The organism is Variovorax paradoxus NBRC 15149 (genome assembly GCF_001591365.1).
Taxonomy (GTDB): Bacteria; Pseudomonadota; Gammaproteobacteria; order Burkholderiales; family Burkholderiaceae_C; genus Variovorax; species Variovorax paradoxus.
In genome coordinates this window covers 1,490,152-1,513,124 of the sequence record NZ_BCUT01000001.1, presented here as the reverse complement: position 1 = coordinate 1,513,124, position 22,973 = coordinate 1,490,152, and the positions used below count along the sequence as shown (strand labels likewise).

Here is a 22,973-nt window from a genome sequence, read left to right as displayed (position 1 = left end):
TCGCCTAGGTGTCTTGCGGCGCGGCCGCCTCCGGCTTTTCTTCTCCGGGCGGATGCGCCCAGCGCCACAGCAGCTCGGCGGCTTCGCCCACGCCCTGTTTCTTGAGGGCGGAGAACAGTTTGACCTCGCCGCCGCCGGCCTGCAGTCGCGTAATGGACAGCACCTTGGCGCCCTCGCTGCGCGTGAGCTTGTCGGCCTTGGTCAGCAGCACGAGGAACTTGAGCCCCTGCTCCACGCGCGGACGGATCACGTCGAGCAGGATCTCGTCGAGCTCGGTCATGCCGTGGCGCGGGTCGCACATCAGCACCACGCCGCGCAGGTTCTCGCGCGTCATCAGGTAGTTGCCCATGACGCGCTGCCAGCGCAGCTTGGCTTCCTTGGGAACCGCCGCATAGCCGTAGCCGGGCAGGTCGGCCAGCACGGCGTCGTCGGCCTTCTGCTTGCCGACGCCGAACAGGTTGATGTGCTGCGTACGGCCCGGCGTCTTGGAAGCGAAGGCCAGGCGCGTCTGCTGCGTGAGCGTGTTGATTGCGGTCGATTTGCCCGCGTTCGAGCGGCCGACGAAGGCGATTTCGGGCAGGTCGAGCGGGGGCAGATGCTCCAGCTGCGGGGCGCTGGTGAGGAAGTGCGCCGTGTGCAGCCAGCCGAGCGCGATGCGCTCGCGCTCGGCGACAAGGGGGTCCACGGCAGGGGTCGCGCGGGAAGGGGGAGCGGCGTGCTTGCGCGACGGGGTGATCATCAATGAGCTTTCGGAACGGGCTGCCATTGTAGAATCGCGGGGTTTTGCGCCAATAAATCGAGCCCCCGATATGAAGTTGTTTGCCAATTTTCTGCTTGCAGCCCTCATGGGCGTCGCAGCCAGCGCTAGCCTTGCGGCCGACGAGCACGCCGCCGCGCCAGCTGACGGACCCGTCGCGGCCAAGCCGGCCAAGCCCGATCCCGCCAAGGGCGACGCGGTGTTCAATTCCGCCGCCCAGGCCTGTGCTTCCTGCCACAACGCGGACGGCAACTCGGCCATTGCGGCCAACCCCAAGCTGGCGCAGCAGCACCCCGAATACATCCTCAAGCAGCTGCAGGACTTCAAGTCCGGCAAGCGCAAGAGCCCGATCATGCAGCCCATGGCCGCGAAGCTGTCCGACGAGGACATGCGCAACATCGCCTGGTTCGTGGGCTCCAAGAAGATCAAGACCGGCTTCTCCAAGGAGAAGGACCTGGTCGCGCTGGGCGAGAAGATCTACCGCGGCGGCATTGCCGATCGCCAGATCCCGGCCTGCGCCGGCTGCCACAGCCCCAACGGCGCCGGCATGCCCGCGCAGTACCCGCGCCTGGGCGGCCAGCATGCCGACTACACGGTGGCACAGCTTGTTGCTTTCCGGGACAACGTGCGCCAGAACAGCGCTCCCATGACCGGCGTGGCCGCAAAGCTCAACGACCGCGAAATCAAGGCTGTTGCAGATTACATCGCCGGCCTGCGCTGACACCACGCGCTTCAGCGTGAACTAACCGCCGATAAAAAACCCAAACAGAGGGCGGGCCGATCCAGCTGGATGGCCCGCCCTTTGCTTTTTCCCTGTTCCTTTTCTCCCATCGACCGATGTCTGTCTCCACCCACGGCCTTCGCGTTCATCGCGGCCCGCAAGTGCTACGCGCTGCGGTGGAACTGTTTTCGTCGATGCGCTTCGCGATTGCGCTGCTCACCGTCATCTGCATCGCATCGATCATCGGCACGGTGCTCAAGCAGCACGAGTCGATCAACAACTACGTCAACCAGTTCGGGCCGTTCTGGGCCGAGCTGTTCCGCGCGGCCAGGCTCGACTCGGTCTACAGCGCCTGGTGGTTCCTGCTGATCCTGCTGTTCCTGGTGATCAGCACGACGCTGTGCATCGCGCGCAATACGCCGCGCATCTTCATCGACCTCAAGACCTTCAAGGAAGGCATCCGTGCGCAGAGCCTGAAGGCCTTCGGCCAGCGCGCCGAGAGCCGGCTCGACGAGGCGCCCGCCGCGGCGGCCAACCGCATCGGCCAGCTGCTGGTGAGCGGCGGATGGAAGGTCAAGCTCCAGCAGCGCGAAGCCGCGGGCGGCCATGCCGAAGCCGGCTGGATGGTGGCCGCACGCGCGGGCGGCGCCCACAAGCTGGGCTACATCGCCGCCCACAGCGCGATCGTTCTGGTGTGCATCGGCGGCCTGCTCGACGGCGACCTGGTGGTGCGGGCCCAGACCTGGTTCAACGGCAAGAGCGTGTTCACCGGCGGCGGCATGATTGCCGACGTGCCGGCGCAGCACCGGCTGTCGCCGCGCAACCCGACCTTCCGCGGCAACATCCTGGTGCCCGAGGGCGCGCAGGGCAGCGTGGCCATCCTGCAGCAGTCCGACGGCGTGCTGCTGCAGGAGCTGCCGTTCTCGATCGAGCTCAAGAAATTCATCGTCGACTACTACTCGACCGGCATGCCCAAGCTGTTCGCAAGCGAGGTGGTGCTGCACGACCGCGAGACCGGCGAGCAGGTGCCCGCGCGCATCGAGGTCAACCATCCGGCCAGCTACAAGGGCGTGGAAATCTACCAGTCGAGCTTCGACGACGGCGGCTCCAAGGTGAAGCTCAAGGCGGTGCCGGTGGCGGCTGCGGCCAAGCCCTTCGATGTCGAGGGCGTGATCGGCGGGCCCAGCACTGAAATTACCAACGGCCGCGAGAAGCTCACGCTCGAATACGCCGCGCTGCGCGTCATCAACGTCGAGAACTTTGCCGACGGCGGCGCCATGGGCAGCGGCGCCGACGTGCGCAAGGTCGACCTGCGGCACGACATCGAATCGCGCCTGGGCGCCGCCAACAAGACCAGCAAGCCGAAGGTGCTGCGCAACATCGGCCCGAGCATCGGCTACAAGCTGCGCGATGCCGCGGGACAGGCGCGCGAGTACCAGAACTACATGGTGCCGGTCGATACCGGCGACGGCCAGCCGGTGTTCCTGCTCGGCATGCGCGAAAAACCCGAGGAGCCGTTCCGCTACCTGCGCGTGCCGGCCGACGAGCAAGGCTCCATGGACAGCTTCGTGCGCATGCGCACCGCGCTGGCCGATGCCGACACCCGCAACCGCGCGGTGGAGCGCTACATCGCCAAGGCCGTCGATCCCAAGCGGCCCGAGATGGCCGAGCAGCTGCGCGTTTCGGCGGCGCGTGCGCTCGCCCTGTTTGCCGGCAGCGAGCGCGCCAAGGCCGATGCCGCCACGCTGGGCGGCTGGCAGGCGATTGCCGAATTCATGGAAGCCAACGTGCCCGAAGCCGAGCGCGAACGTGCCGGCGCGGTGCTGGTGCGCATCCTCAACGACGTGCTGTTCGAGGTGCTCAATCTGAGCCGCGAGAGCGCGGGGCTCGCGGCACTGCCAAGCGACGAGAAGTCGCAGGCCTTTCTCACCCAGGCGGTGCTGGCGATCAGCGACGCGTACTTCTATCCGGCGCCGGTCGCCATGATGATGACCGACTTCACCCAGGTACAGGCCAGCGTGTTCCAGGTGGCGCGCGCGCCCGGCAAGAACGTGGTCTATCTGGGCTGCCTGTTGCTGATCATCGGGATTTTTGCCATGCTGTACGTGCGCGAGCGCCGGCTCTGGGTGTGGCTCACCCCCGATGGCGCGGGCTCCGGAGACAACACCACGGCCGCCACGATGGCCTTCTCGGTCAACCGCAAGACCATCGACAGCGATCGCGAGTTCGAGCACCTCAAGCACAAGCTGCTTGCCTTGAAGAAAGAAGGACCGGCGTCACCATGAACACCACCACCCTCACGCTGCACGAAAGCTGGTTTTCGCGGCGCAACTTTTTCGACTGGGTGTTTGCGGCGCTGGTGCTGGCAGGCGGCCTTTTTGCGTTCGCCCGGTACGCGGGCTCGATGGATTCCTACGAGAAGCCCATCCTCGGCGCGGCGATGATCTCGGTCATTGCGATCGGCTGGTTCTGGCGCCCGCTGCGGGTGCTGGCCATCGTGGTGGCCGCGGCCTCGCTGCTGGCCATCAGTTCCTACCAGGGCGACCTGGCGCGCGCGGACACGGTGTTCTGGCTCAAGTACTTCCTGTCGAGCCAGTCGGCCATCCTCTGGATGAGCGTGCTGTTCTTCATGAGCACGCTGTTCTACTGGCTCGGTTTCTTCGGCGGCAAGCAGGGCGACACCTTCGACCTGATCGGCTCGCGGCTGGCCTGGGCCGCCATTGCCATGGCGCTCATCGGCACCATGGTGCGCTGGTACGAGAGCCATCTGCTCGGGCCGGACATCGGCCACATTCCCGTCAGCAACCTGTACGAAGTGTTCGTGCTCTTTTGCTGGCTCACGACGGCCTTCTATCTCTACTTCGAATCGCGCTACGGCACGCGCACGCTCGGCGCCTTCGTGATGCTGGTGGTGAGCGCGGCGGTCGGCTTTTTGCTCTGGTACACGCTGGTGCGCAATGCGCACGAGATCCAGCCGCTGGTGCCCGCGCTGCAGAGCTGGTGGATGAAGCTGCACGTGCCGGCCAACTTCATCGGCTATGGCACCTTCTCGCTCGCGGCCATGGTGGCCTTCGCCTATCTCATCAAGGAGCAGGCCGAGGAAACGCGCTGGTACAAGCTCACGCCGATCTGGCTGCTGGGCGTGGCGCTGTGCTTCGTGCCGGTGGCCTTCCGCCAGCGCGTGCAGGAGGCCGGCGGCAGCTACTGGGTGATCTATGCGGGCATCTCCGCGCTGATTGCCGCGGGCATTCTGCTCGGCCGCCGGCGCATTGCCGCTCGGCTGCCGGCCAACGAGGTGCTCGACGACGTGATGTACAAGTCGATCACGGTCGGCTTTGCCTTCTTCACCATTGCCACCGTGCTCGGCGCGCTGTGGGCGGCCGACGCCTGGGGCGGCTACTGGAGCTGGGACCCGAAGGAAACCTGGGCCCTGATCGTCTGGCTCAACTACGCGGCCTGGCTGCACATGCGGCTGGTCAAGGGCCTGCGCGGCACCGTGGCCGCCTGGTGGGCGCTGGGCGGCCTCGCGGTGACCACCTTCGCCTTTCTTGGCGTGAACATGTTCCTGAGCGGACTGCACAGCTACGGCACGCTGTAGGCAGGGTTGCGGCTTTTCGCGAAGAATTGAAGCCACGCGCAGCGATTGCGCGTAACCGGACCAGGGAATTGCACGAACTACCCTGAGCACAACGATTCACGCGAAAGGCCGTCACATGTCGTTCCATTTCCGTCCGCAGGGTCGCAGCAGCGGCTTCATCCACCCGCTTTCGAGCGAGATCACGCCGCGCGCCGTCTACGAGGGCCGGCGAGACCTGCTCAAGCTGATGGCCGGCGGCGCAGCCGGTGCCGCGCTCGCGAGCTTTGCGGGGCGCGAGGCCTTCGCGCAAGCCACGGGACCGCACAAGCTGGCGCTGCTGCCGGGTGCCAAGTCCGCCGTGCCGGGCGCGCAAACGATGGAAAAGCTCACCGAGTACAAGGACGCGACGAGCTACAACAACTTCTACGAGTTCGGCACCGACAAGGGCGACCCGGTCAAGAACGCCGGCACCCTGAAGACCCGCCCCTGGACCGTGGAGGTCGAGGGCCTGGTCAAGAAGCCCGGCAAGTACGGCATCGAAGACCTGCTCAAGCTCAGTGCGCAGGAAGAGCGCATCTACCGCCTGCGCTGCGTCGAGGGGTGGTCGATGGTCATTCCCTGGGTGGGCTACTCGCTGGCGGAGCTCATCAAGAAGGTCGAGCCGCAGGGCAATGCGAAGTACGTCGAATTCGTGACCCTGGCCGATCCCAAGACCATGCCCTTCGTGGGCTCGCGCGTGCTCGACTGGCCCTACACCGAAGGCCTGCGCATGGACGAGGCCATGCATCCGCTCACCCTGCTGGCTTTCGGCATGTACGGCGAGGTGCTGCCCAACCAGAACGGCGCGCCGGTGCGCATCGTGGTGCCGTGGAAGTACGGCTTCAAGTCGGCCAAGTCGATCGTCAAGATCCGCTTCGTCGAGAAGGAGCCGGGCACGGCCTGGAACAAGGCGGCGGCGCAGGAATACGGCTTCTATTCGAACGTCAATCCGAACGTCGACCATCCGCGCTGGAGCCAGGCCACCGAGCGCCGCATCGGCGACGGCGGCGGACTCTTCGCCAAGCGCACCAAGACGCTGATCTTCAACGGCTACGAAGCCCAGGTCGGCCAGCTCTATGCGGGCATGGACCTGAAGAAGAACTACTGAGCCGGCACCGCCACGCGGCCCTTGCCCCATGAACAAGCTGCTCATGCATCCGGCGGCCAAGCCGGTCATCTTCCTGCTGTGCCTGCTGCCGTTCGCGCGGCTGGCCTATGGCGCATTCACCGACGGGCTGGGCGCGAATCCGGCCGAGTTCCTGATCCGCGCCACCGGCGACTGGACCCTGCGCTTCATCTGCATCGTGCTGGCGGTGACGCCGCTGCGCGTGATGGCCAAGGCCAATGCGCTGGCGCGCTTTCGCCGCATGCTGGGGCTGTTCGCGTATTTCTATGTGGTGCTGCACCTGCTGTGCTACAGCTGGTTCGACATGGGCTTCGAGTGGGCCGACATCGCCAAGGACATTGCCAAGCGGCCGTTCATCCTGGTGGGTTTCTCGGCCTTCGTGCTGCTGACGCCGCTGGCGGCCACCTCGTTCAACCGCGCCATCAAGGCCATGGGCGCCAGGCGCTGGCAGATGCTGCACAAGCTGGTCTACCTGATCGCCGGCCTGGGCCTGCTGCACTTCTTCTGGATGCGTGCGGGCAAGAACAACTTTGCCGAAGTGTTCGTCTATGCCGCGATCATCGCGGTGCTGCTCGGATGGCGCGTGTGGAACTACGCGAGCAAGCGCAGGCCGAAGCCGTCGGCCGGCGTGCGTGGCGGCAGCGGCAGCGAGAAGGCACTGCGCAGCAGCACCGGCTGACCGGCGCGAACCACGCCGGTCGCGCGCGGATCAGCCCTCGATCCGCTCGCTGCGCAGCTGGTCTTCCATCGTCTCGCGGCGGCGGATCAGCGTGGCGCTCCGGCCGCTCACCAGCACTTCGGCGGCACGGCCGCGCGTGTTGTAGTTGCTGGCCATGCTCATGCAGTACGCACCGGCGGACAGCACCGCCAGCAGGTCGCCGGACACCACGTTGAGCGCGCGGTCGCGGCCGATCCAGTCGCCGCTTTCGCAAACCGGGCCGACCACGTCGTAGGTGGGCGCATCGCCGGCGCGGATGCGCAGCGGCACGATCTTCTGGAACGCCTGGTACATCGCGGGGCGGGGCAGGTCGTTCATGGCCGCATCGACGATGCAGAAATTCTTGTCTTCGCCCGGCTTGGTGTAGAGCACCTCGGTCAGGCACACGCCCGCATTGCCGACCAGCGAACGGCCGGGCTCGATGACGAGCTTGCGCTGGCCGAAGCCGCGCGCATCGAGCCGCGCGAGCAGCTGCTGCCACAGCGCATCGGCCTTGGGCGGCACTTCGCCGTTGTAGTCGATGCCCAGGCCGCCGCCGAAGTCGAGGTGGTGAATGGGCACGCCGGCCGCCTCGATGGCCTCGACCAGGTCGAGCACCCGGTCGCAGGCGTCCAGGTAGGGCGAGGCCTCGGTGATCTGCGAGCCGATGTGGCAGTCGATACCCACCACCTCGAGCCCCGGCAGCTTCGCGGCATGGCGGTAGGCCTCGACCGCGCGGTCGTGGGCGATGCCGAACTTGTTGCCCTTGAGGCCGGTGGAAATGTAGGGATGCGTCTTCGGATCGACGTTCGGGTTGATGCGGATGCTGATGGGTGCGCGGCGCCCTTCGGCCAGTGCCACTTCGTTGAGCACGTCGAGCTCGGCTTCGCTCTCGACGTTGAAGCAGGCGATGCCGGCGGCCAGCGCCTGCCGCATTTCGGCGCGGGTCTTGCCCACGCCCGAGAAGATGATCTTGGCCGGGTCGGCGCCCACCGCCAGCACGCGCGCCAGCTCTCCGCCCGAGACGATGTCGAAGCCGCAGCCGGCTTCGGCGAACACGCGCAGCACGCCGAGCGACGAATTCGCCTTCATCGCATAGCAGATCAGGGCGCTGCGGCCCTCGAAGCCGCGCTGGTAGGCGGCCAGCGCGTCGAGCATCCATTGCTTCGAATAGACGAACAGCGGCGTGCCATGCTCGCGCGCCAGCGCTTCCAGGCCGAGGCCTTCGACGTGGAGCGCGCCGTCGCGGTGCGCGATGTGGGGGTGGCCCGGGAGGGGCAGGGAAGCGTTCGTCACTTTTGGGTTCCGGTGCTGGGGGTGGCCGGAGCCGGGGCGCTGCTGGCCGCAGCGGGCTTGGGCGCGGCCTCGGTTTCGGAGGCGGGGCGCGGGCCGCCGGGGGTCAGCAGCTGAGGCAGGGTGGCGCGCTGCGCCGCCGCCGGATCGGTCGGCAGGAACAGCGGTCCGCGCTGGCCGCAAGCAGACAAACCGGCCGCCGCCACGGCAAGACTGACCATGAGCACAGCGCGGGCGGGGGCGCTCACTAGAATTTGACGAACATTCAACATAACGAAATTGTAATGACCGACTCCGAATACATGGACCGCGCCGAAGCCGCGCTCGCCGCCATCGAGCAGGGCTGCGACCGCATCAACGACGCAACCGACGCCGACATCGACAACCAGCGCGTGGGCGGCATGATCACGATTTCATTCAAGAACGGCAGCCAGCTGATCGTGAACCTGCAGAAGCCCCTGCAGGAGATCTGGCTTGCCGCGCGCTCTGGCGGCTATCACTACCGCTACGACGGCAAGGCCTGGGTCGACACCAAGACGGGCGAGGAATTCTTCGGAAATCTTTCGCGTGAGGCGAGCCTTCAGGCCGGGCAGCCGCTGGAGTTTGCGGCCGCCTGAGCCGTCAGCGGCGTCTTCTTCAGTTCCTGAAAAGGTCGAGGATGCGGTTGCGCTCCTCGGGCGGCGGGGGCGGGCTCACCGGAACGCCGCTCAGGGACTCGGCCGGCGGGGATGAAGCGGTGTCCACGCCGAGGCTGGGCACACCGCGGCCCGGCGCGTAGTCGTCGTAGTACCACTCGCCGCCCACACTCACGACGCCCGACGGCGGCGTGGCGGAAAGATCGGTCACGGGCACGCCCTTGATCGCCGTTTCCATGTAGTTGATCCAGATCGGCAGGCTCAGGCCGCCGCCGGTTTCGCGGTCGCCCAGGTTGCGCGGCGTGTCGTAGCCGATCCAGGAGATGGCGGTCATCGTGGGCTGGAAGCCGGCGAACCAGGCGTCGAGCGAATCGTTGGTGGTGCCGGTCTTGCCGTAGAGGTCGGGCCGCTTGAGCATGGCCTGGGCCTTGGCCGCGGTGCCGGCGCGCGCCACCGATTGCAGCAGCGTGTCCATGATGAACGCGTTGCGCTGGGGAATGGCGCGGATCGTCTCGTTGAGCAGCGGCGGCTGCTTGTCGACCAGCACCTTGTCCTTGTGGTCGGTGATGCGGGTCACCAGGTAGGGATTGACGCGGTAGCCGCCATTGGCGAACACCGAGTAGGCGGTGGCCATCTGCATCGGCGTGACCGCGCCGGCGCCCAGCGCCATCGGCAGGTAGGCCGGATGCTTGTCCTTGTCGAAGCCGAAATTGGTGATCCATTCCTGGGCGTAGCGCGTGCCGATCGATTGCAGGATGCGGATCGAGACCAGGTTCTTCGACTTCATGAGCGCGGTGCGCATCGACATCGGGCCGTCGTAGCCCCCGCCGTAGTTCTTGGGCTCCCAGGGCTGCCCGCCGGTGGTGCCGGCATCGAAGAACAGGGGTCCGTCATTGATGACCGTGGCCGGCGTGAAGCCCTTCTCGAGCGCGGCCGAGTAGATGAAGGGCTTGAAGCTCGAGCCCGGCTGGCGCCAGGCCTGCGTCACGTGGTTGAACTTGTTCTTGCCGAAGTCGAATCCGCCCACCAGCGCCTTGATGGCGCCATCGCGCGGGTCCATGGCGACGAAGGCGCCTTCCACTTCGGGCAGCTGGGTGATTTCCCAGGTGTTCTTGGGCGTCTTCACCACGCGGATCACCGCGCCGCGCCGGATCTTGATGTTGGGCGGCGCCTTGTCGGCAAGGCCGGACTGCGCGGGCTTGAGGCCCTCGCCCGTGATCTGCACCGGGTCGCCGTTGCCGCGCACGGCCGAGATTTCCTTGGCGTTGGCCTTGAGCACCACGGCCGCCATCACGTCGCCGTTGTCGGGATGGTCGGTCAGCGCGTCGTCGACCGCGTCGTCGAGTTCCTTCGGGTCGTTGGGCAGCTCGACGAATTTCTCGGGGCCGCGGTAGATCTGGCGCCGCTCGTAGTCCATGATGCCCTTGCGCAGGGCCTTGTATGCCGCAGCCTGGTCGGCGGCGACCAGCGAGGTGTAGACCTTGAGTCCGCGCGTGTAGGTGCTGTCGCCGTACTGCGCATACATCAGCTGGCGCACGGTTTCGGCCACGTATTCGGCGTGCAGGCGGTTCGGGTCGGCCGCATCGCGCAGGTGCAGTTCCTCTTTCTTGGCTTCGGCGGCCTGCTCGGCGGTGATGAAGCCTGCGTCCTGCATGCGGTCGATCACATAGAACTGGCGGCCGCGCGCGCGCTGCGGATTGTTGACAGGGTTGTTCGCGCCCGGCGCCTTCGGCAGGCCCGCCAGCATGGCCGCCTGCGCAATGGAGAGCTCCTGCAGCGGCTTGCCGAAATACGCTTCCGACGCGGCCGCGAAGCCGTAGGCGCGGTTGCCCAGGTAGATCTGGTTCAGGTAGATCTCGAAGATCTGGTCCTTGGTGAGCAGGTGCTCCAGCTTGAAGGTGAGCAGCACCTCGTAGATCTTGCGGGTCAGCGTTTTCTCGGAGCTCAGGTAGACGTTGCGCGCCACCTGCATGGTGATGGTCGAGGCGCCCTGGCTCTTCACGCGGTTCATGTTGGCCAGGCCGGCGCGCACCATGCCCTTGTAGTCGACGCCGCCGTGGTCGTAGAAGCGGGTGTCTTCGGCAGCCAACACCGCCTCCTTCACGAGCTTGGGGATTGCCGCGATCGGGGTTAGATTGCGCCGCTCCTCGCCGAATTCGCCAATCAGGATGCCCTCCGCGGAAAAGACCCGCAGCGGCAGTTTCGGCCGGTAGTCCGACAGCTCGGAGATGTCGGGAAGGTTGGGGTAGGCCACAGCCAGGGCGACGGCGATCACGCACAGCAGCGCCAGAACACCGGCCGCGGCGATGCCGAACCCCCAGACCATGAAGCGCAGCAGCCATTTCAGCCAGGCTGGTCGTGTGGAAGGAGGGGTCTTGGCTGGCCCTTTGGGGCGTGAAGTTTCTTGCATGTGGGCCCGGGGAGTCACCGCACATTATAAAAAGCCGCCCCCTTGCCACGGGCCGAACTTGTGTGCATCGTTGCGGGCTAAACCAAAAGTTACTAAATGTGGCTTCAGCGTCAGCTTTTGACAACGGTCCGCCATTTTGCCGGCGCGGGTTGTTTGGCCGCCGCTACGTCTGCTGCTAGCATGCAACCGAACGCAAATTTTTCCATTGGTTACAAATGCAGGGGTAAAGGGACCTAACTTGGCTGCTTTCGGATCATTGTTTCGCCGTCAGAACGCCCCCATGCTCGGCCTGGATGTCAGCTCTTCCAGCGTGAAGCTGGTCGAGCTCGGCCGTGAAGCCAGTGGCAAGCTGGTTCTCGAGCGCTGCGCGATCGAACCCCTGGAACGGGGCTGGATCACCGACGGCAACGTCGAGAAGTTCGACGAAGTGGCCGAAGCCGTCCGCCGGGTCGTGCGCAAGAGCGGCACCCGCACGCGCAACGTCGCGCTGGCGCTGCCTCCCTCGGCAGTCATCACCAAGAAGATCATTCTTCCGGGCGGCATGAGCGAGCAGGAGCTCGAAATCCAGGTCGAGTCCGAAGCCAACCAGTACATCCCGTTCTCGCTCGACGAGGTCAGCCTCGATTTCTGCGTGACCGGGCAGAGCACCGCCTCTGCCGGCGACGTCGAGGTGCTGATTGCCGCGTCCCGCAAGGAAAAGGTGCAGGACCGCGAAGGCCTGGCCGAAGCGGCCGGGCTGAAGGCGGTGATCCTCGACGTCGAGTCCTACGCCTCCCGACTCGCGACCGCCCGCCTGATCGAACAGTTGCCCGGCAAGGGCCTCGATGCCGTGGTGGCGCTTTTCGAAGTGGGTGCCTTCACCACCAGCATGCAGGTGCTGCGCAACCAGGAAGTGCTGTATGACCGCGACCAGGCCTTCGGCGGCGCGCAGCTGACCCAGCTGATCGTGCGCCAGTACGGTTTCTCGGCCGAAGAGGCCGAAGCCAAGAAGCGCAGCGGCGACCTGCCCGACGACTACGGCTCGGGCGTCCTGAAGCCCTTCGTGGAAAGCATCGCGCAGGAAATTGCCCGTGCGCTGCAGTTCTTCTTCACCAGCACGCCCCACAACCGCGTGGACTACGTGCTGCTTGCCGGCGGCTCGGCCTCGCTGCCCAGCCTGACCAGCGCCGTGACGCGCCAGACCTCGTTCGCCTGTTCGCTCGTGAACCCGTTCGACGGCATGGAACTGGGCCCGAACATCCGCGAGAAGAAGGTCCGGCGCGAAGCGCCCTCCTACCTGACCTCTTGCGGCCTGGCCATGCGGAGGTTCGTGCAGTGATCCTCATCAACCTGCTTCCGCACCGCGAAGCCGCACGCAAGCGGCGCCGCGAAGCGTTCTACGGCACCCTGGGCGCGGCCGCCGTGCTGGGCGTGCTGATCGCCGGCCTGGGCTATCTCTGGTTCGAGGCGCAGATCTCGGCCCAGCAGGCCAAGAACAATTTCCTCAAGACCGAGATCACCAAGCTCGAAGTCGAGATCAAGGAAATCTCGACCCTGCAGGAAGAAATTGCCGCGCTGCGCGCGCGCCAGCAGGCGGTCGAAGACCTCCAGGGCGACCGCAACCTGCCGGTGCACCTGCTCAACGAACTGGTTCGCCAGCTGCCCGACGGCGTCTACCTGACCAGCATGAAGCAGGACAACCAGACCGTCACGCTGCAGGGCATGGCGCAGTCGAACGAGCGCGTCTCGGAGCTGCTGCGCAACCTGGGCAACAACAGCCCGTGGCTGGTCAAGCCCGAGCTGGTCGAAATCACTTCCGCAACGGTGAGCCTGAGTCAGCGCGACCAGCGCCGCGTGGCGAACTTCACCATGCGCATCGGCCTCAAGCGGCCGACCGACGCGCAAAAGGCCGCGGCCGACAAGGCCCTGGCCGCAGCGGCGCCAGCCAAGGGGTAGACGGATCATGGCAAGCAATCGCCCCTCTCAAAAACTGGACGTCGGCGCGGCGCTGCGCGGCTTCGGCGACCAGTTCCGCAACCTGAACCCGAACGACCCGTCCGCATGGCCGGCGGTGCCCCGCTACGCCCTGTGCCTGGCGGTCACGGCCCTGGTGCTGGCCGGCCTGTGGTTCGTGTGGCTGACCAACTCCAACGACGAGCTCGAGAGCGAGCGCGCCAAGGAAGTCACGCTGCGCGCCGACTACCAGAAGAAGGTGGCGCTGGCCGCCAATCTCGACCTGCTGAAGAAGCAGCGCGAGCAGGTGCAGCAATACGTGACGCTGCTCGAGAAGCAGCTGCCCAGCAAGGCGGAAATGGACGCATTGCTGTCCGACATCAACCAGGCCGGGCTCGGGCGCAGCCTGCAGTTCGAACTGTTCCGCCCGGGACAGGTTTCGGTGAAGGACTACTACGCGGAGCTGCCGATCGCCGTGCGCGTGACCGGCCGCTACCACGACATCGGCTCCTTCGCCGCCGACGTCGCGAGCCTCTCGCGCATCGTGACGCTGAACAACCTCACGATCACCCCGCAGCAAAAAGACAAGGACGGCACCCTCACGATGGATGCCACGGCACGCACCTACCGCTATCTCGATGACGAAGAGCGCGCGGCCCAGAAACGCGCCGCGGCGCCGAAGGCGAAGAAATGAGGACCACCGCCAACCTCCTGTGGCTGGTCGCGGCCGCCCTGGGCCTGAGCGCCTGCGCCGATTCGGAGCAGGAAGACCTGCGCCGCTGGATGGTCGAGCAGCGCGCCCAGGTCAAGCCCACGGTGCCGCCGATCACGGAACCCAAGAAATTCACCCCCCAGGCCTACACCGAGGGCGCGGCGTTCGAGCCGTTCAACCTGCTGAAGCTGACCCAGGCGCTGCGCCGGGAATCGAACCAGCCCAGCACGTCGGAACTGATCGCGCCCGAGCTGGTGCGCCGCAAGGAAGCGCTCGAAGCCTTCCCGCTCGACTCCATGGCCATGGTGGGCAGCATGAACCGCAACGGCCAGCCGGTGGCGCTGGTTCGTGTCGACAAGCTGCTCTACAAGGTGCGGGTCGGCGAATACCTGGGCCTCAACTACGGGCGCATTACCCGTATCAACGAAACCGAAATCGCCCTGCGTGAAATCGTGCAGGACGCCGCCGGTGAATGGATCGAACGCGTGGCGACATTGCAGCTGCAAGAGAGTGCGAAATGAATCATAAAAAATCAACGATGGCACAGCGGCTGCGAGCTGCGGGGCTGGGTCTGCTGGCACTTGGCGCTTTCGCTTTGGCCCATGCGCAAAACGCCATCGAGGCGGTGACCAGTTCGACGCAGTCCGGCGCGGAAGTGATCCGCATCGACCTTGCCCAGCCGCTCGCGGCCTTGCCGACCGGCTTTGTCGTGCAGACGCCGGCGCGCATCGCGCTCGATTTTCCGGGCGTCACCAACGCCATCGGCCGCTCTGCCATTGAGGTGAACCAGGGCAACCTGCGTTCCGTCAATGTGGTCCAGGCCGGCGAGCGCAGCCGGGTGGTGCTGAACCTCAAGCAGGCAACCGCATACAAGACCGAGATCCAGGGCAAGTCGCTGCTGGTGATTCTCGAACCCGCGGCCGGCGCCGCGCTGGCGTCGTCCACGCCCACCGTCTTTGCCGAGAACCGCAACCGCGACACCCTGCCGCTGCGCGACGTCGACTTCCGCCTGGGTGCGGACAACACCGGCCGCGTGATCGTCGACCTGCCGAACAACCAGGTCGGCGTGGATGTCAAGCAGCAGGGCAAGAGCCTCGTGGTGGAGTTCACCAAGTCGACGCTGCCCGAGGGCTTGCGCCGCCGCCTCGACGTGGCCGACTTCAATACGCCGGTCCAGCTGATCACCTCGCAACAGTCGGGTGACCGCGTGCGCATGACGATCGAGGCCAAGGGCGACTGGGAGCACAGCGCCTACCAGAGCGAGAACCAGTTCGTGGTGGAGGTCCGCGCCCGCAAGGTGGACCCGGCCAAGCTGACGCAGGGCGTGGGCTACAACGGCGAGAAGCTGTCGCTGAACTTCCAGAACATCGAGATCCGCTCGCTGCTGCAGGTGATTGCCGACTTCACCAACTTCAACATCGTGACCTCCGACTCGGTCACCGGCGCGCTGACGCTGCGGCTGAAGGACGTGCCCTGGGACCAGGCCCTGGACATCATCATGCAGGCCAAGAACCTGGGCATGCGCAAGAACGGCAGCGTGCTGTGGATCGCGCCCAAGGACGAGATCAACGCCAAGGAAAAGCTCGAATTCGAAGCCAAGGCCGCAATCGAGAACCTGGAGCCGCTGCGCACCCAGTCGTTCCAGCTCAACTACACCAAGGCGATCGCCATTGCGCAGGGCCTGACCGGCACCGGCGCCTCGGCCGGCGGCGGTGGCGGCTCCGGCACCACCACGCGCATCCTGAGCCCGCGCGGCAGCGTGATCGCGGAGTCGCGCACCAACCAGCTGTTCGTGTCGGACATTCCCTCGCGCCTGGCGCAAGTGGCCGACCTGATCCAGAAGCTCGACATCCCGGTTCGGCAGGTGCTGATCGAAGCGCGCATCGTGGAAGCCTCCGACACCTTCGGCAAGTCGCTCGGTGTGCGGCTGGGCGGCGGTATCTCCCGCGAACGCGTCGCGTCGGCCAACGGCAATCCGGCATACGGCACCTTCGGCGTCATGCCCGTCACCACCGCCGCCGGCGGCGTGGGCGGCGCAACAGCCACCTGGACCAACTCCAACTTCATCAACCTGCCCGCAGGCGATGCCGGCGGCACCGGCAATGCGCCCGGTACCTTCGCGATCTCGCTGTTCAACTCGAGCTTGTCGCGCATGCTGAACCTCGAGATCTCGGCGCTCGAGGCCGACGGCAAGGGCAAGCTGGTGTCCAGCCCGCGCGTCATCACGGCCGACCAGACCAAGGCGCTGATCGAGCAGGGCGAGGAAATTCCCTACCAGCAGGCCACGTCCAGCGGCGCCACCTCCATCTCGTTCCGCAAGGCGGTGCTGAAGCTCGAGGTCACGCCGCAGATCACACCCGAAGGCAACATCATCCTCACGCTCGACGTGAGCAAGGATGCCCGCGGCGTCAACACCTCGGCCGGCCCGGCCATCAACACCAAGCACGTGCAGACCGAGGTGCTGGTCGAGAACGGCGGCACGGTCGTCATCGGTGGTATCTTCGAACTCACCGAAACCAATGACGAATCGCGCGTGCCGGTGCTGGGTGAAGTGCCCTACCTGGGTGCACTGTTCCGCAAGCGCGAACGCGTTGCCAACAAGACCGAAATGCTCGTCTTTATCACTCCGAAGATGATTACCGACCGCAACGCCGCGCGCTGACGCGCGGGCGTAGCAGCCACCGCGTGGCGATCGCACTCGTCGGGTTGCCCGGCGCCGGAAAGTCCGCAGTGGGCCGGCGCCTGGGCGCACGCCTGGACCTTCCCTTCGTCGATACCGACCACGTGATCGAGCAGCGCATCGGCTGCTCGATCCGCGATTACTTCGAGCGGGAGGGCGAAATCGCCTTCCGCGACCTCGAGCAGGCCGCCATCGCCGACCTGGCCGCCCAGCCCCACGGCGTGCTGGCCACGGGCGGCGGCGCCGTGCTGCGGGAAGCCAACCGCCAGCAGCTGCGGGACCACTTCCATGTGATCTACCTGCGCTCCTCGCCCGAAGACCTGTTCCGGCGCCTGCGCCACGACGTCAAGCGGCCCCTGCTGCAGGTGGCCGATCCGCTGGGCCGGCTGCGCGAACTGCACGATGCGCGCGATCCGCTCTATCGCGAGACAGCCCACGAGGTGGTCGACACCGGGCGCCCCTCGATCGCCATGCTGGTCAACATCATCGTGATGCAGCTGGAGCTTGCCGGCATCGTGGCCGCGGGCACGCCGCCCGAAGAGCCCTCCGACTGAAGCGCCGGCGCGCAGCGCCTAAACTCGCTGCCATGCCATTGCCCGCACCTTCCGCACCGCCAGAACGCGTCGACATCCAGCTCGGCGAACGCAGCTACCCGATCCTGATCGGCGCCGGCCTGCTGGACAACCCCCAGAGCTTCGCCGCCGTGCCCGCGGCCGCCAGCGCGCTGGTCGTCAGCAACACCACCGTGGCGCCGCTCTACGCCAAGGCCCTGCGCCAGGCGCTGGCCGGGCGCTTTCGCACGGTCCACCTGCTCGAGCTGCCCGACGGCGAGGTGCACAAGAACCTCGAGACCCTGAACCTGATCTTCGATGCCCTGCTCGGCCACGCCAGCGATCGCAAGACCGTGCTGTTTGCGCTGGGCGGCGGCGTGGTGGGCGACATGACCGGCTTTGCCGCCGCGAGCTACATGCGCGGCGTGCCCTTTGTGCAGGTGCCGACCACGCTGCTGGCGCAGGTCGATTCGTCGGTCGGCGGCAAGACCGCCATCAACCATCCGCTCGGCAAGAACATGATCGGCGCCTTCTACCAGCCGCAGCTCGTGGTGTGCGACCTGGCTACGCTGCAGACGCTGCCGCCGCGCGAACTCAGCGCGGGCCTGGCCGAGGTCATCAAGTACGGCCCGATCCACGACATGGCCTTCTTCGACTGGATCGAGGCGAATGTCGACGCCCTCGTGGCACGCGAGCCCGCCGCATTGGCCCATGCGGTCAAGCGCAGCTGCGAGATCAAGGCGCTGGTCGTCGGCCAGGACGAGCGCGAGACCGGCCTGCGGGCCATCCTCAATTTCGGCCACACCTTCGGCCATGCGATCGAGTCGGGCCTGGGCTACGGCGAGTGGCTGCATGGCGAAGCGGTCGGCTGCGGCATGGTGATGGCGGCGCACCTGTCGCAGCGGCTCGGCGGCGTCGATGCAGCGTTCGTCGAACGGCTCACGCGGCTGATCGAGCGTGCCGGCCTGCCGACCACCGGCCCCGCGCTGGGCGCCGACCGGTACCTCGAACTGATGCGGGTCGACAAGAAATCCGAGGCGGGCGAGATCCGTTTCGTGGTGATCGACAAGCCGGGCTCCGCCGCCGTCAGCAGCGCGCCCGATGCGCTGGTGCGCGAAGTGCTCGCGCGCTGCTGCCAGGCCGAATGAGCGCAGCGCCGAGGGTGCACCGATGAGCCTCGCGGCCTATGCCTGCCACCCCGCGCGCTCGCGCGGAAGGCGCCATGCCGAGCCGCCGGCGCCCACGCGCGACGCCTTCCAGCGCGACCGCGACCGCATCGTGCATTCCACCGCGTTCCGGCGGCTGGTCTACAAGACGCAGGTCTTCCTGAACCACGAAGGCGACCTGTTCCGGACCCGGCTCACGCATTCGCTCGAAGTCGCGCAGCTGGGCCGCTCCATCGCGCGGGCCCTGCGCATCAACGAAGACCTGGTCGAAGCGATTGCCCTTGCGCACGACCTCGGCCACACGCCGTTCGGCCATGCGGGGCAGGACGCGCTCAACGCCTGCATGGAAGGCCACGGCGGCTTCGAGCACAACCTGCAGAGCCTGCGCGTGGTCGACGCCCTGGAGCACCGCTATCCGCAGTACGACGGCCTGAATCTCAGCTTCGAGACCCGCGAAGGCATCCTCAAGCACTGCTCGCGCGCCAATGCCGAGCGCCTGGAGGCGGGTGAACCCCACGGCGTGGCGCGCCGCTTCCTGGACCGCACGCAGCCGGGCCTCGAGGCGCAGCTTTGCAACCTGGCCGACGCCATCGCCTACAACGCGCACGACATCGACGACGGCGTGCGCTCCGGACTCATCAACGTCGAGCAGCTCGGCGAGGTGGAGCTGTTCGAGCGCTACCGCCGCGAAGCGCTGGCCGAATACCCGCAGCTGGAAGGGCGGCGCGTGCTCTACGAAACCATCCGGCGCATGCTGAGCGCGCAGGTCTACGACGTGATCGACGCCACGCGTGCGGCACTCGAAACAGCGAAGCCGGCCGATGCCGATGGCGTGCGCAAGGCGCCGCCGCTCGTTGCGTTCAGCGAAACCATGCAGGCGCAATCGAACGAGCTCAAGGCCTTCCTGTTCCGCAACCTCTATCGCCATCCGCAAGTGAGGCAGACCACCGACCAGGCGCAGCAGGTGGTGCGGGAACTGTTCGAGGCCTATCTGGCGCGCGGCGCCGAGATGCCTGTTTCCTACGCAGACCGGCGCGACCAGCATCGCGCCGTGGCCGACTACATCGCCGGCATGACCGACCGCTTCGCCATGCGCGAGCATGAACGGCTGACCGGCCGGCGGGGGATTGCATGAGCGCAGCGCCGGGCCGCCCCAAGCAAGCGCGCACCGCAGCCCGTCAGGGCGAAGGTGGTCCCATGAGTCCTGCAGCCGTTGCTTCCGCGCGCGTGCCTGCCGCCGCCTTTGCGGTGGTGCTGGGCGGCGTCAGCGCCGCGCTGCACCTGGGCAAGCTGCCGCCCGCGGTGCCGGCGCTGCAGGCGTCGCTCGGCATCGACCTGGTCGAGGCCGGATTCCTGCTGTCGCTGGTGCAGGTGGCGAGCATGAGCCTGGGGCTGATCGCGGGGCTCGCGGCCGACACCATCGGCCTGCGCCGCAGCATGCTGACCGGCCTTTTGGTGCTGACGGTGGCGAGCCTGCTGGGCGGCGCGGTCGGCGCGGGCTTGTTGGGCGGTGCCTTTGCGGTGCAATGGCTGCTCGGCCTGCGCGCGCTCGAAGGCATCGGCTTTCTGCTGGCGGTCATGCCGGGGCCGGGGCTGATCCGGGCCCTGACGCCGGCGGGCGCGGACAAGGCGGCGCTCGGCATCTGGGGCGCCTACATGCCGCTGGGCGTTGCGCTTGCGCTGCTCTTCGGGCCGGCGCTGATCGCCTGGGGCGGATGGGCCGACTGGTGGTGGACGCTGTCGGCCGTGTCGGCGGCCGCGGCGCTCTGGCTGTGGCTGGCGGTGCCCGCGGATGCGTTGCGCACGGGGGCGGCGCGCGGCATGGCCGGCGGCTGGCCGTCGCGCCTGCGCGCCACGGTCGGCGCACGCGCACCCTGGATGATCGCGCTGACCTTCGCCGTGTATTCGGCGCAGTGGATGGCGGTGATCGGCTTTCTTCCGGCCATCTATGCCGGCGCCGGCGTGCCGGCCGGCTGGGGCGCGGTGCTCACCGCGGTGGCGGCCGCGATGAACATCGTCGGCAACGTCGCGGGCGGCCGTTGGCTCCAGCGCGGCGTCGCGCCCGAGCGCCTGCTGCAGGCGGGTTTCCTGGCGATGGCGTTGGGTGGCCTTGCCGCCTTCGCGCAGCTGGGGCAGGGCGAAGGCGCGCTCGGCCTGCCGCCGGTGCTTCGCTATGCCGCGGTCTGCGTCTTTTCGCTGGGCGGCGGCATGGTGCCGGCGACGCTGTTCCTGCTCGGGGTCCGGCTGGCGCCCGGTCCGTCCACGGTTTCCACCACCGTCGGACTCATGCAGCAGGCGTCCTCTCTGGGGCAGTTCCTGGCGCCGCCGGCGGTGGCCTGGGTGGCCCTGCGGGCCGGCGGCTGGCACTGGACGTGGACCGCCACGCTCGCATGCTCGCTCGCGGGCATGGCTCTGGCGCGGCGCCTCGGCAAAATTCGCCCTGCGGCGGAGGTGGCATGACCAGCCCGGCGACAATCGATGCCATCCAGGCCGAAGCCGACATGCGGCGCTGGCTCGAACGCGCGGTGATCGGGCTCAACCTGTGCCCGTTCGCGAAGGCGGTGTACGTCAAGGCGCAGATCCGCTATGCCGTGTACCTGCCCACCGATGAAGCCGCGCTGATCGACATGCTCCTGGCCGAGGCCGATGAACTCGCCGCGCTCGATGCCTCCGTGCGCGACACCACCTTGCTGATAGCACCCAACACCTTGGCCGATTTCCTGGATTTCAACGACTTCACGGCACGCGCCGAACGCCGGCTCGCACGCGCGGGCTTCGACGGCGTGTTCCAGCTCGCGAGCTTCCATCCGCGCTTCCAGTTCGCGGGCACCGACGCCGACGACATCGGCAACGCCACCAACCGCGCGCCGTACCCCACGCTGCACCTGCTGCGCGAGGACAGCGTGAGCCGCGCGGTCGAGGCCTTTCCCGAAGCCGAAGCCATCTTCGAGCGCAACATCGAGACGCTCGAAGCGCTGGGGCCGGACGGCTGGGCCGCGCTGGACGTGGGCCCGGGGAGCGCCCGGCCATGAGCGCGCCGGCAGCAACCAAGGCCGTGAAGACGGCCAAGACCGCCAAGGCCGAAGCCGAGCTGGCGGAGGTCCTGCGGCCGGGCCAGTCGATCGAGCTTCTGAAGGAACTGCACATCCTCACGCGCGAAGGCCGGCTTAACCAGGATTCGCGGCGCAAGCTCAAGCAGGTCTACCACCTGTTCCAGTTCATCGAGCAGCTGCTGCGCGAACTGCCGGGCGGCGGCGCGGAAGCCACGCTGGCCGACCATGGCGCGGGCAAGTCGTACCTGGGCTTCATCATCTACGACCTGTTCTTCCGCTCGCGCGAAGGCGGCCATGTCTACGGCATCGAGACGCGCAGCGAGCTGGTCGAGAAATCGCGGGCATTGGCGCGCCAGCTCGGCTTCGACCGCATGTCCTTCCTGAACCTCACCGTGGCCGAGTCGGCCCAGGCGAGCGAACTGCCCGAGCGCATCGACGTGGTCACCGCGCTGCACGCCTGCGACACCGCCACCGACGACGCGATCGCCTTCGGGCTCGCGAAGAAAGCGCGCTGCATGGTGCTGGTGCCCTGCTGCCAGGCCGAGGTGGCGGCCTGCCTGCGCGAAACCAAGGCGCTGGCCTTGTCGCGCACGCCATTGGCCGAGCTCTGGCGCCATCCGCTGCACACCCGCGAAATCGGCAGCCAGCTCACCAACGTGCTGCGCTGCCTGTACCTCGAGGCCAATGGCTACAGCGTCACGGTCACCGAACTGGTGGGCTGGGAGCACAGCATGAAGAACGAGCTGATCCTGGCGCGCCACACCGGCCAGCGCAAGGCCGGTGCGGCGGCGCGGCTCGGCGAGCTGCTGTCGCAGTTCGGGCTCGACACGCTGGGCGAGACGCGGTTTCGCCTGCCCTGAACTCCCGCCGAAGCGCACAGCGCCGCGCTCGTCACGCCATGGCCCGTCTGCCCCGCCTCACGCTTCCCGGCCTGCCGCACCACGTGATCCAGCGCGGCAACAACCGCCAGGCCATCTTCATCGACCGCGCCGACCACGAGCGGCTGCTCGGCCTGATGGCGGACGCGGCCCCGCGCTTCGGCGTGGCGCTGCATGCCTACGTGCTGATGGACAACCACTTCCATCTGCTGGCCACGCCCGACACGACCACCGGGCTGCCGCAGTTCATGCAGGCGGTGGGGCGCAGCTACGTGCGCTATTTCAACGACCGCCACGGCCGCAGCGGCACCCTGTGGGAAGGGCGCTACAGGTCGACGCTGATCCAGACCGACCGCTATCTGCTGACCTGCATGGCGTACATCGACCTGAATCCCGTGCGGGCCGGCCTGGTGTCGGACGCGCGCGACTTTCCATGGTCCAGCCACGGGCACTACGCGGGCCTGCGGCACGACAGGCTGCTGACGCCGCATCCCCTGTATTGGGAGCTGGGCAACACGCCGTTTGCCCGCGAGGCGGCGTACGTCGAACTGGTGCGCGGCGGCGTGCGCGCGGCCGACCAGGGCACGCTGACCGAGGCCACCTTGCGCGGCTGGGCGGCCGGCGATGCCGATTTTTTGGCGTCGCTTCAGAAAGCGACCGAACGCCGCGTCGCCAAAGCCAAGGCCGGGCGTCCGCCGGCGGCTTCCGATTCCTGAGCCAAAGCTTCCCGCCGCGGGACTCCGAGC

The 22,973-nt window shown here is 67.3% G+C and carries 22 protein-coding genes; 18 read left to right on the top strand and 4 right to left on the bottom strand.

The annotated features are described in order from the left end of the window. Positions 1-4 precede the first annotated feature (4 nt). Complete coding sequence (gene yihA, locus VPA02S_RS07220; RefSeq protein ID WP_027730058.1) at positions 5-739, bottom strand: ribosome biogenesis GTP-binding protein YihA/YsxC; 735 nt, start codon at positions 737-739, stop codon at positions 5-7. Positions 740-809: 70 nt separating this feature from the next. On the opposite strand from yihA, the gene VPA02S_RS07215 reads away from it, so the two are divergent. The 5 genes from VPA02S_RS07215 to msrQ all read left to right on the top strand — a co-directional run bounded on the left by VPA02S_RS07215 (position 810) and on the right by msrQ (position 6,899). Further along, positions 810-1,478, top strand: coding sequence for a c-type cytochrome (locus tag VPA02S_RS07215; RefSeq protein ID WP_012746280.1), 669 nt, complete (start codon positions 810-812; stop codon positions 1,476-1,478). Positions 1,479-1,594: 116 nt separating this feature from the next. Next, entirely contained in the window at positions 1,595-3,763 is a 2,169-nt protein-coding gene (locus VPA02S_RS07210; RefSeq protein ID WP_062363067.1) for a cytochrome c biogenesis protein ResB, read from the top strand. Further along, on the top strand, positions 3,760-5,076 hold the full coding sequence (gene ccsB / locus VPA02S_RS07205) for a c-type cytochrome biogenesis protein CcsB (RefSeq protein ID WP_018907492.1): 1,317 nt from the start codon (positions 3,760-3,762) through the stop codon (positions 5,074-5,076). Before VPA02S_RS07210 ends, ccsB begins: the two co-directional genes overlap by 4 nt. A gap of 115 nt (positions 5,077-5,191) precedes the next feature. Further along, on the top strand, positions 5,192-6,202 hold the full coding sequence (gene msrP, locus VPA02S_RS07200) for a protein-methionine-sulfoxide reductase catalytic subunit MsrP (protein WP_018907493.1): 1,011 nt from the start codon (positions 5,192-5,194) through the stop codon (positions 6,200-6,202). 28 nt (positions 6,203-6,230) lie between these two features. Beyond that, positions 6,231-6,899 (top strand): protein-methionine-sulfoxide reductase heme-binding subunit MsrQ, encoded by a 669-nt coding sequence (gene msrQ / locus VPA02S_RS07195; protein ID WP_018907494.1) that lies wholly within the window; start codon positions 6,231-6,233, stop codon positions 6,897-6,899. Positions 6,900-6,929: 30 nt separating this feature from the next. Here the strand turns inward: msrQ and lysA are convergent, their stop codons facing one another. Continuing rightward, the gene (gene lysA / locus VPA02S_RS07190; RefSeq protein ID WP_062363065.1) at positions 6,930-8,213 is read right to left on the bottom strand and encodes a diaminopimelate decarboxylase; all 1,284 of its coding nucleotides are present in this window, start codon (positions 8,211-8,213) and stop codon (positions 6,930-6,932) included. Then, positions 8,210-8,431 carry an LPS translocon maturation chaperone LptM gene (gene lptM, locus VPA02S_RS07185; protein WP_155736560.1) on the bottom strand — a complete coding sequence of 74 codons (222 nt, stop codon included), beginning with the start codon at positions 8,429-8,431 and terminating at the stop codon, positions 8,210-8,212. Before lptM ends, lysA begins: the two co-directional genes overlap by 4 nt. A gap of 63 nt (positions 8,432-8,494) precedes the next feature. Between lptM and cyaY the strand changes: the two genes are divergently transcribed. Then, on the top strand, positions 8,495-8,827 hold the full coding sequence (gene cyaY, locus VPA02S_RS07180; protein WP_012746287.1) for an iron donor protein CyaY: 333 nt from the start codon (positions 8,495-8,497) through the stop codon (positions 8,825-8,827). A gap of 19 nt (positions 8,828-8,846) precedes the next feature. Here the strand turns inward: cyaY and VPA02S_RS07175 are convergent, their stop codons facing one another. Then, positions 8,847-11,255, bottom strand: coding sequence for a penicillin-binding protein 1A (locus tag VPA02S_RS07175; protein WP_026284348.1), 2,409 nt, complete (start codon positions 11,253-11,255; stop codon positions 8,847-8,849). A gap of 238 nt (positions 11,256-11,493) precedes the next feature. Between VPA02S_RS07175 and VPA02S_RS07170 the strand changes: the two genes are divergently transcribed. From VPA02S_RS07170 to VPA02S_RS07115, 12 genes are all read left to right on the top strand, one after another. Beyond that, complete coding sequence (locus VPA02S_RS07170) at positions 11,494-12,573, top strand: pilus assembly protein PilM (RefSeq protein ID WP_012746289.1); 1,080 nt, start codon at positions 11,494-11,496, stop codon at positions 12,571-12,573. Beyond that, a complete protein-coding gene (locus tag VPA02S_RS07165; protein WP_012746290.1) occupies positions 12,570-13,190 on the top strand; it encodes a PilN domain-containing protein in 621 nt (206 codons plus the stop codon). The genes VPA02S_RS07170 and VPA02S_RS07165 overlap by 4 nt, the downstream gene beginning before the upstream one ends. Positions 13,191-13,197: 7 nt before the next feature. Continuing rightward, positions 13,198-13,881: a type IV pilus inner membrane component PilO gene (locus tag VPA02S_RS07160; RefSeq protein ID WP_012746291.1), complete on the top strand. Its 684-nt coding sequence runs from the start codon at positions 13,198-13,200 to the stop codon at positions 13,879-13,881. Beyond that, complete coding sequence (locus tag VPA02S_RS07155; protein ID WP_012746292.1) at positions 13,878-14,420, top strand: pilus assembly protein PilP; 543 nt, start codon at positions 13,878-13,880, stop codon at positions 14,418-14,420. The genes VPA02S_RS07160 and VPA02S_RS07155 overlap by 4 nt, the downstream gene beginning before the upstream one ends. After that, positions 14,417-16,561, top strand: coding sequence for a type IV pilus secretin PilQ (locus VPA02S_RS07150; RefSeq protein WP_012746293.1), 2,145 nt, complete (start codon positions 14,417-14,419; stop codon positions 16,559-16,561). The genes VPA02S_RS07155 and VPA02S_RS07150 overlap by 4 nt, the downstream gene beginning before the upstream one ends. A 23-nt stretch (positions 16,562-16,584) precedes the next feature. Then, complete coding sequence (locus VPA02S_RS07145; protein ID WP_012746294.1) at positions 16,585-17,133, top strand: shikimate kinase; 549 nt, start codon at positions 16,585-16,587, stop codon at positions 17,131-17,133. A gap of 32 nt (positions 17,134-17,165) precedes the next feature. After that, the gene (gene aroB / locus VPA02S_RS07140) at positions 17,166-18,278 is read left to right on the top strand and encodes a 3-dehydroquinate synthase (protein WP_062363060.1); all 1,113 of its coding nucleotides are present in this window, start codon (positions 17,166-17,168) and stop codon (positions 18,276-18,278) included. Between the two features lie 22 nt (positions 18,279-18,300). Next, complete coding sequence (locus VPA02S_RS07135) at positions 18,301-19,431, top strand: deoxyguanosinetriphosphate triphosphohydrolase (RefSeq protein ID WP_062363058.1); 1,131 nt, start codon at positions 18,301-18,303, stop codon at positions 19,429-19,431. Between the two features lie 62 nt (positions 19,432-19,493). Further along, a complete protein-coding gene (locus tag VPA02S_RS07130) occupies positions 19,494-20,756 on the top strand; it encodes an MFS transporter (protein ID WP_062363055.1) in 1,263 nt (420 codons plus the stop codon). Continuing rightward, a complete protein-coding gene (locus VPA02S_RS07125) occupies positions 20,753-21,328 on the top strand; it encodes a DUF1415 domain-containing protein (RefSeq protein ID WP_062363052.1) in 576 nt (191 codons plus the stop codon). Before VPA02S_RS07130 ends, VPA02S_RS07125 begins: the two co-directional genes overlap by 4 nt. Next, on the top strand, positions 21,325-22,209 hold the full coding sequence (locus VPA02S_RS07120; protein WP_018906528.1) for a class I SAM-dependent methyltransferase: 885 nt from the start codon (positions 21,325-21,327) through the stop codon (positions 22,207-22,209). Before VPA02S_RS07125 ends, VPA02S_RS07120 begins: the two co-directional genes overlap by 4 nt. Positions 22,210-22,247: 38 nt before the next feature. Then, positions 22,248-22,943, top strand: coding sequence for a transposase (locus tag VPA02S_RS07115; RefSeq protein WP_062363049.1), 696 nt, complete (start codon positions 22,248-22,250; stop codon positions 22,941-22,943). Positions 22,944-22,973 lie beyond the last annotated feature (30 nt).

Bases quoted from the DNA above. Each gene is read 5' to 3' on its own strand.
- yihA (WP_027730058.1), bottom strand. From the start codon at position 739: ATGATCACCCCGTCGCGCAAGCACGCCGCTCCCCCTTCCCGCGCGACC.
- VPA02S_RS07215 (WP_012746280.1), top strand. From the start codon at position 810: ATGAAGTTGTTTGCCAATTTTCTGCTTGCAGCCCTCATGGGCGTCGCA.
- VPA02S_RS07210 (WP_062363067.1), top strand. From the start codon at position 1,595: ATGTCTGTCTCCACCCACGGCCTTCGCGTTCATCGCGGCCCGCAAGTG.
- ccsB (WP_018907492.1), top strand. From the start codon at position 3,760: ATGAACACCACCACCCTCACGCTGCACGAAAGCTGGTTTTCGCGGCGC.
- msrP (WP_018907493.1), top strand. From the start codon at position 5,192: ATGTCGTTCCATTTCCGTCCGCAGGGTCGCAGCAGCGGCTTCATCCAC.
- msrQ (WP_018907494.1), top strand. From the start codon at position 6,231: ATGAACAAGCTGCTCATGCATCCGGCGGCCAAGCCGGTCATCTTCCTG.
- lptM (WP_155736560.1), bottom strand. From the start codon at position 8,431: ATGGTCAGTCTTGCCGTGGCGGCGGCCGGTTTGTCTGCTTGCGGCCAG.
- cyaY (WP_012746287.1), top strand. From the start codon at position 8,495: ATGACCGACTCCGAATACATGGACCGCGCCGAAGCCGCGCTCGCCGCC.
- VPA02S_RS07175 (WP_026284348.1), bottom strand. From the start codon at position 11,255: ATGCAAGAAACTTCACGCCCCAAAGGGCCAGCCAAGACCCCTCCTTCC.
- VPA02S_RS07160 (WP_012746291.1), top strand. From the start codon at position 13,198: ATGGCAAGCAATCGCCCCTCTCAAAAACTGGACGTCGGCGCGGCGCTG.
- VPA02S_RS07155 (WP_012746292.1), top strand. From the start codon at position 13,878: ATGAGGACCACCGCCAACCTCCTGTGGCTGGTCGCGGCCGCCCTGGGC.
- VPA02S_RS07150 (WP_012746293.1), top strand. From the start codon at position 14,417: ATGAATCATAAAAAATCAACGATGGCACAGCGGCTGCGAGCTGCGGGG.
- aroB (WP_062363060.1), top strand. From the start codon at position 17,166: ATGCCATTGCCCGCACCTTCCGCACCGCCAGAACGCGTCGACATCCAG.
- VPA02S_RS07135 (WP_062363058.1), top strand. From the start codon at position 18,301: ATGAGCCTCGCGGCCTATGCCTGCCACCCCGCGCGCTCGCGCGGAAGG.
- VPA02S_RS07130 (WP_062363055.1), top strand. From the start codon at position 19,494: ATGAGTCCTGCAGCCGTTGCTTCCGCGCGCGTGCCTGCCGCCGCCTTT.
- VPA02S_RS07125 (WP_062363052.1), top strand. From the start codon at position 20,753: ATGACCAGCCCGGCGACAATCGATGCCATCCAGGCCGAAGCCGACATG.
- VPA02S_RS07120 (WP_018906528.1), top strand. From the start codon at position 21,325: ATGAGCGCGCCGGCAGCAACCAAGGCCGTGAAGACGGCCAAGACCGCC.
- VPA02S_RS07115 (WP_062363049.1), top strand. From the start codon at position 22,248: ATGGCCCGTCTGCCCCGCCTCACGCTTCCCGGCCTGCCGCACCACGTG.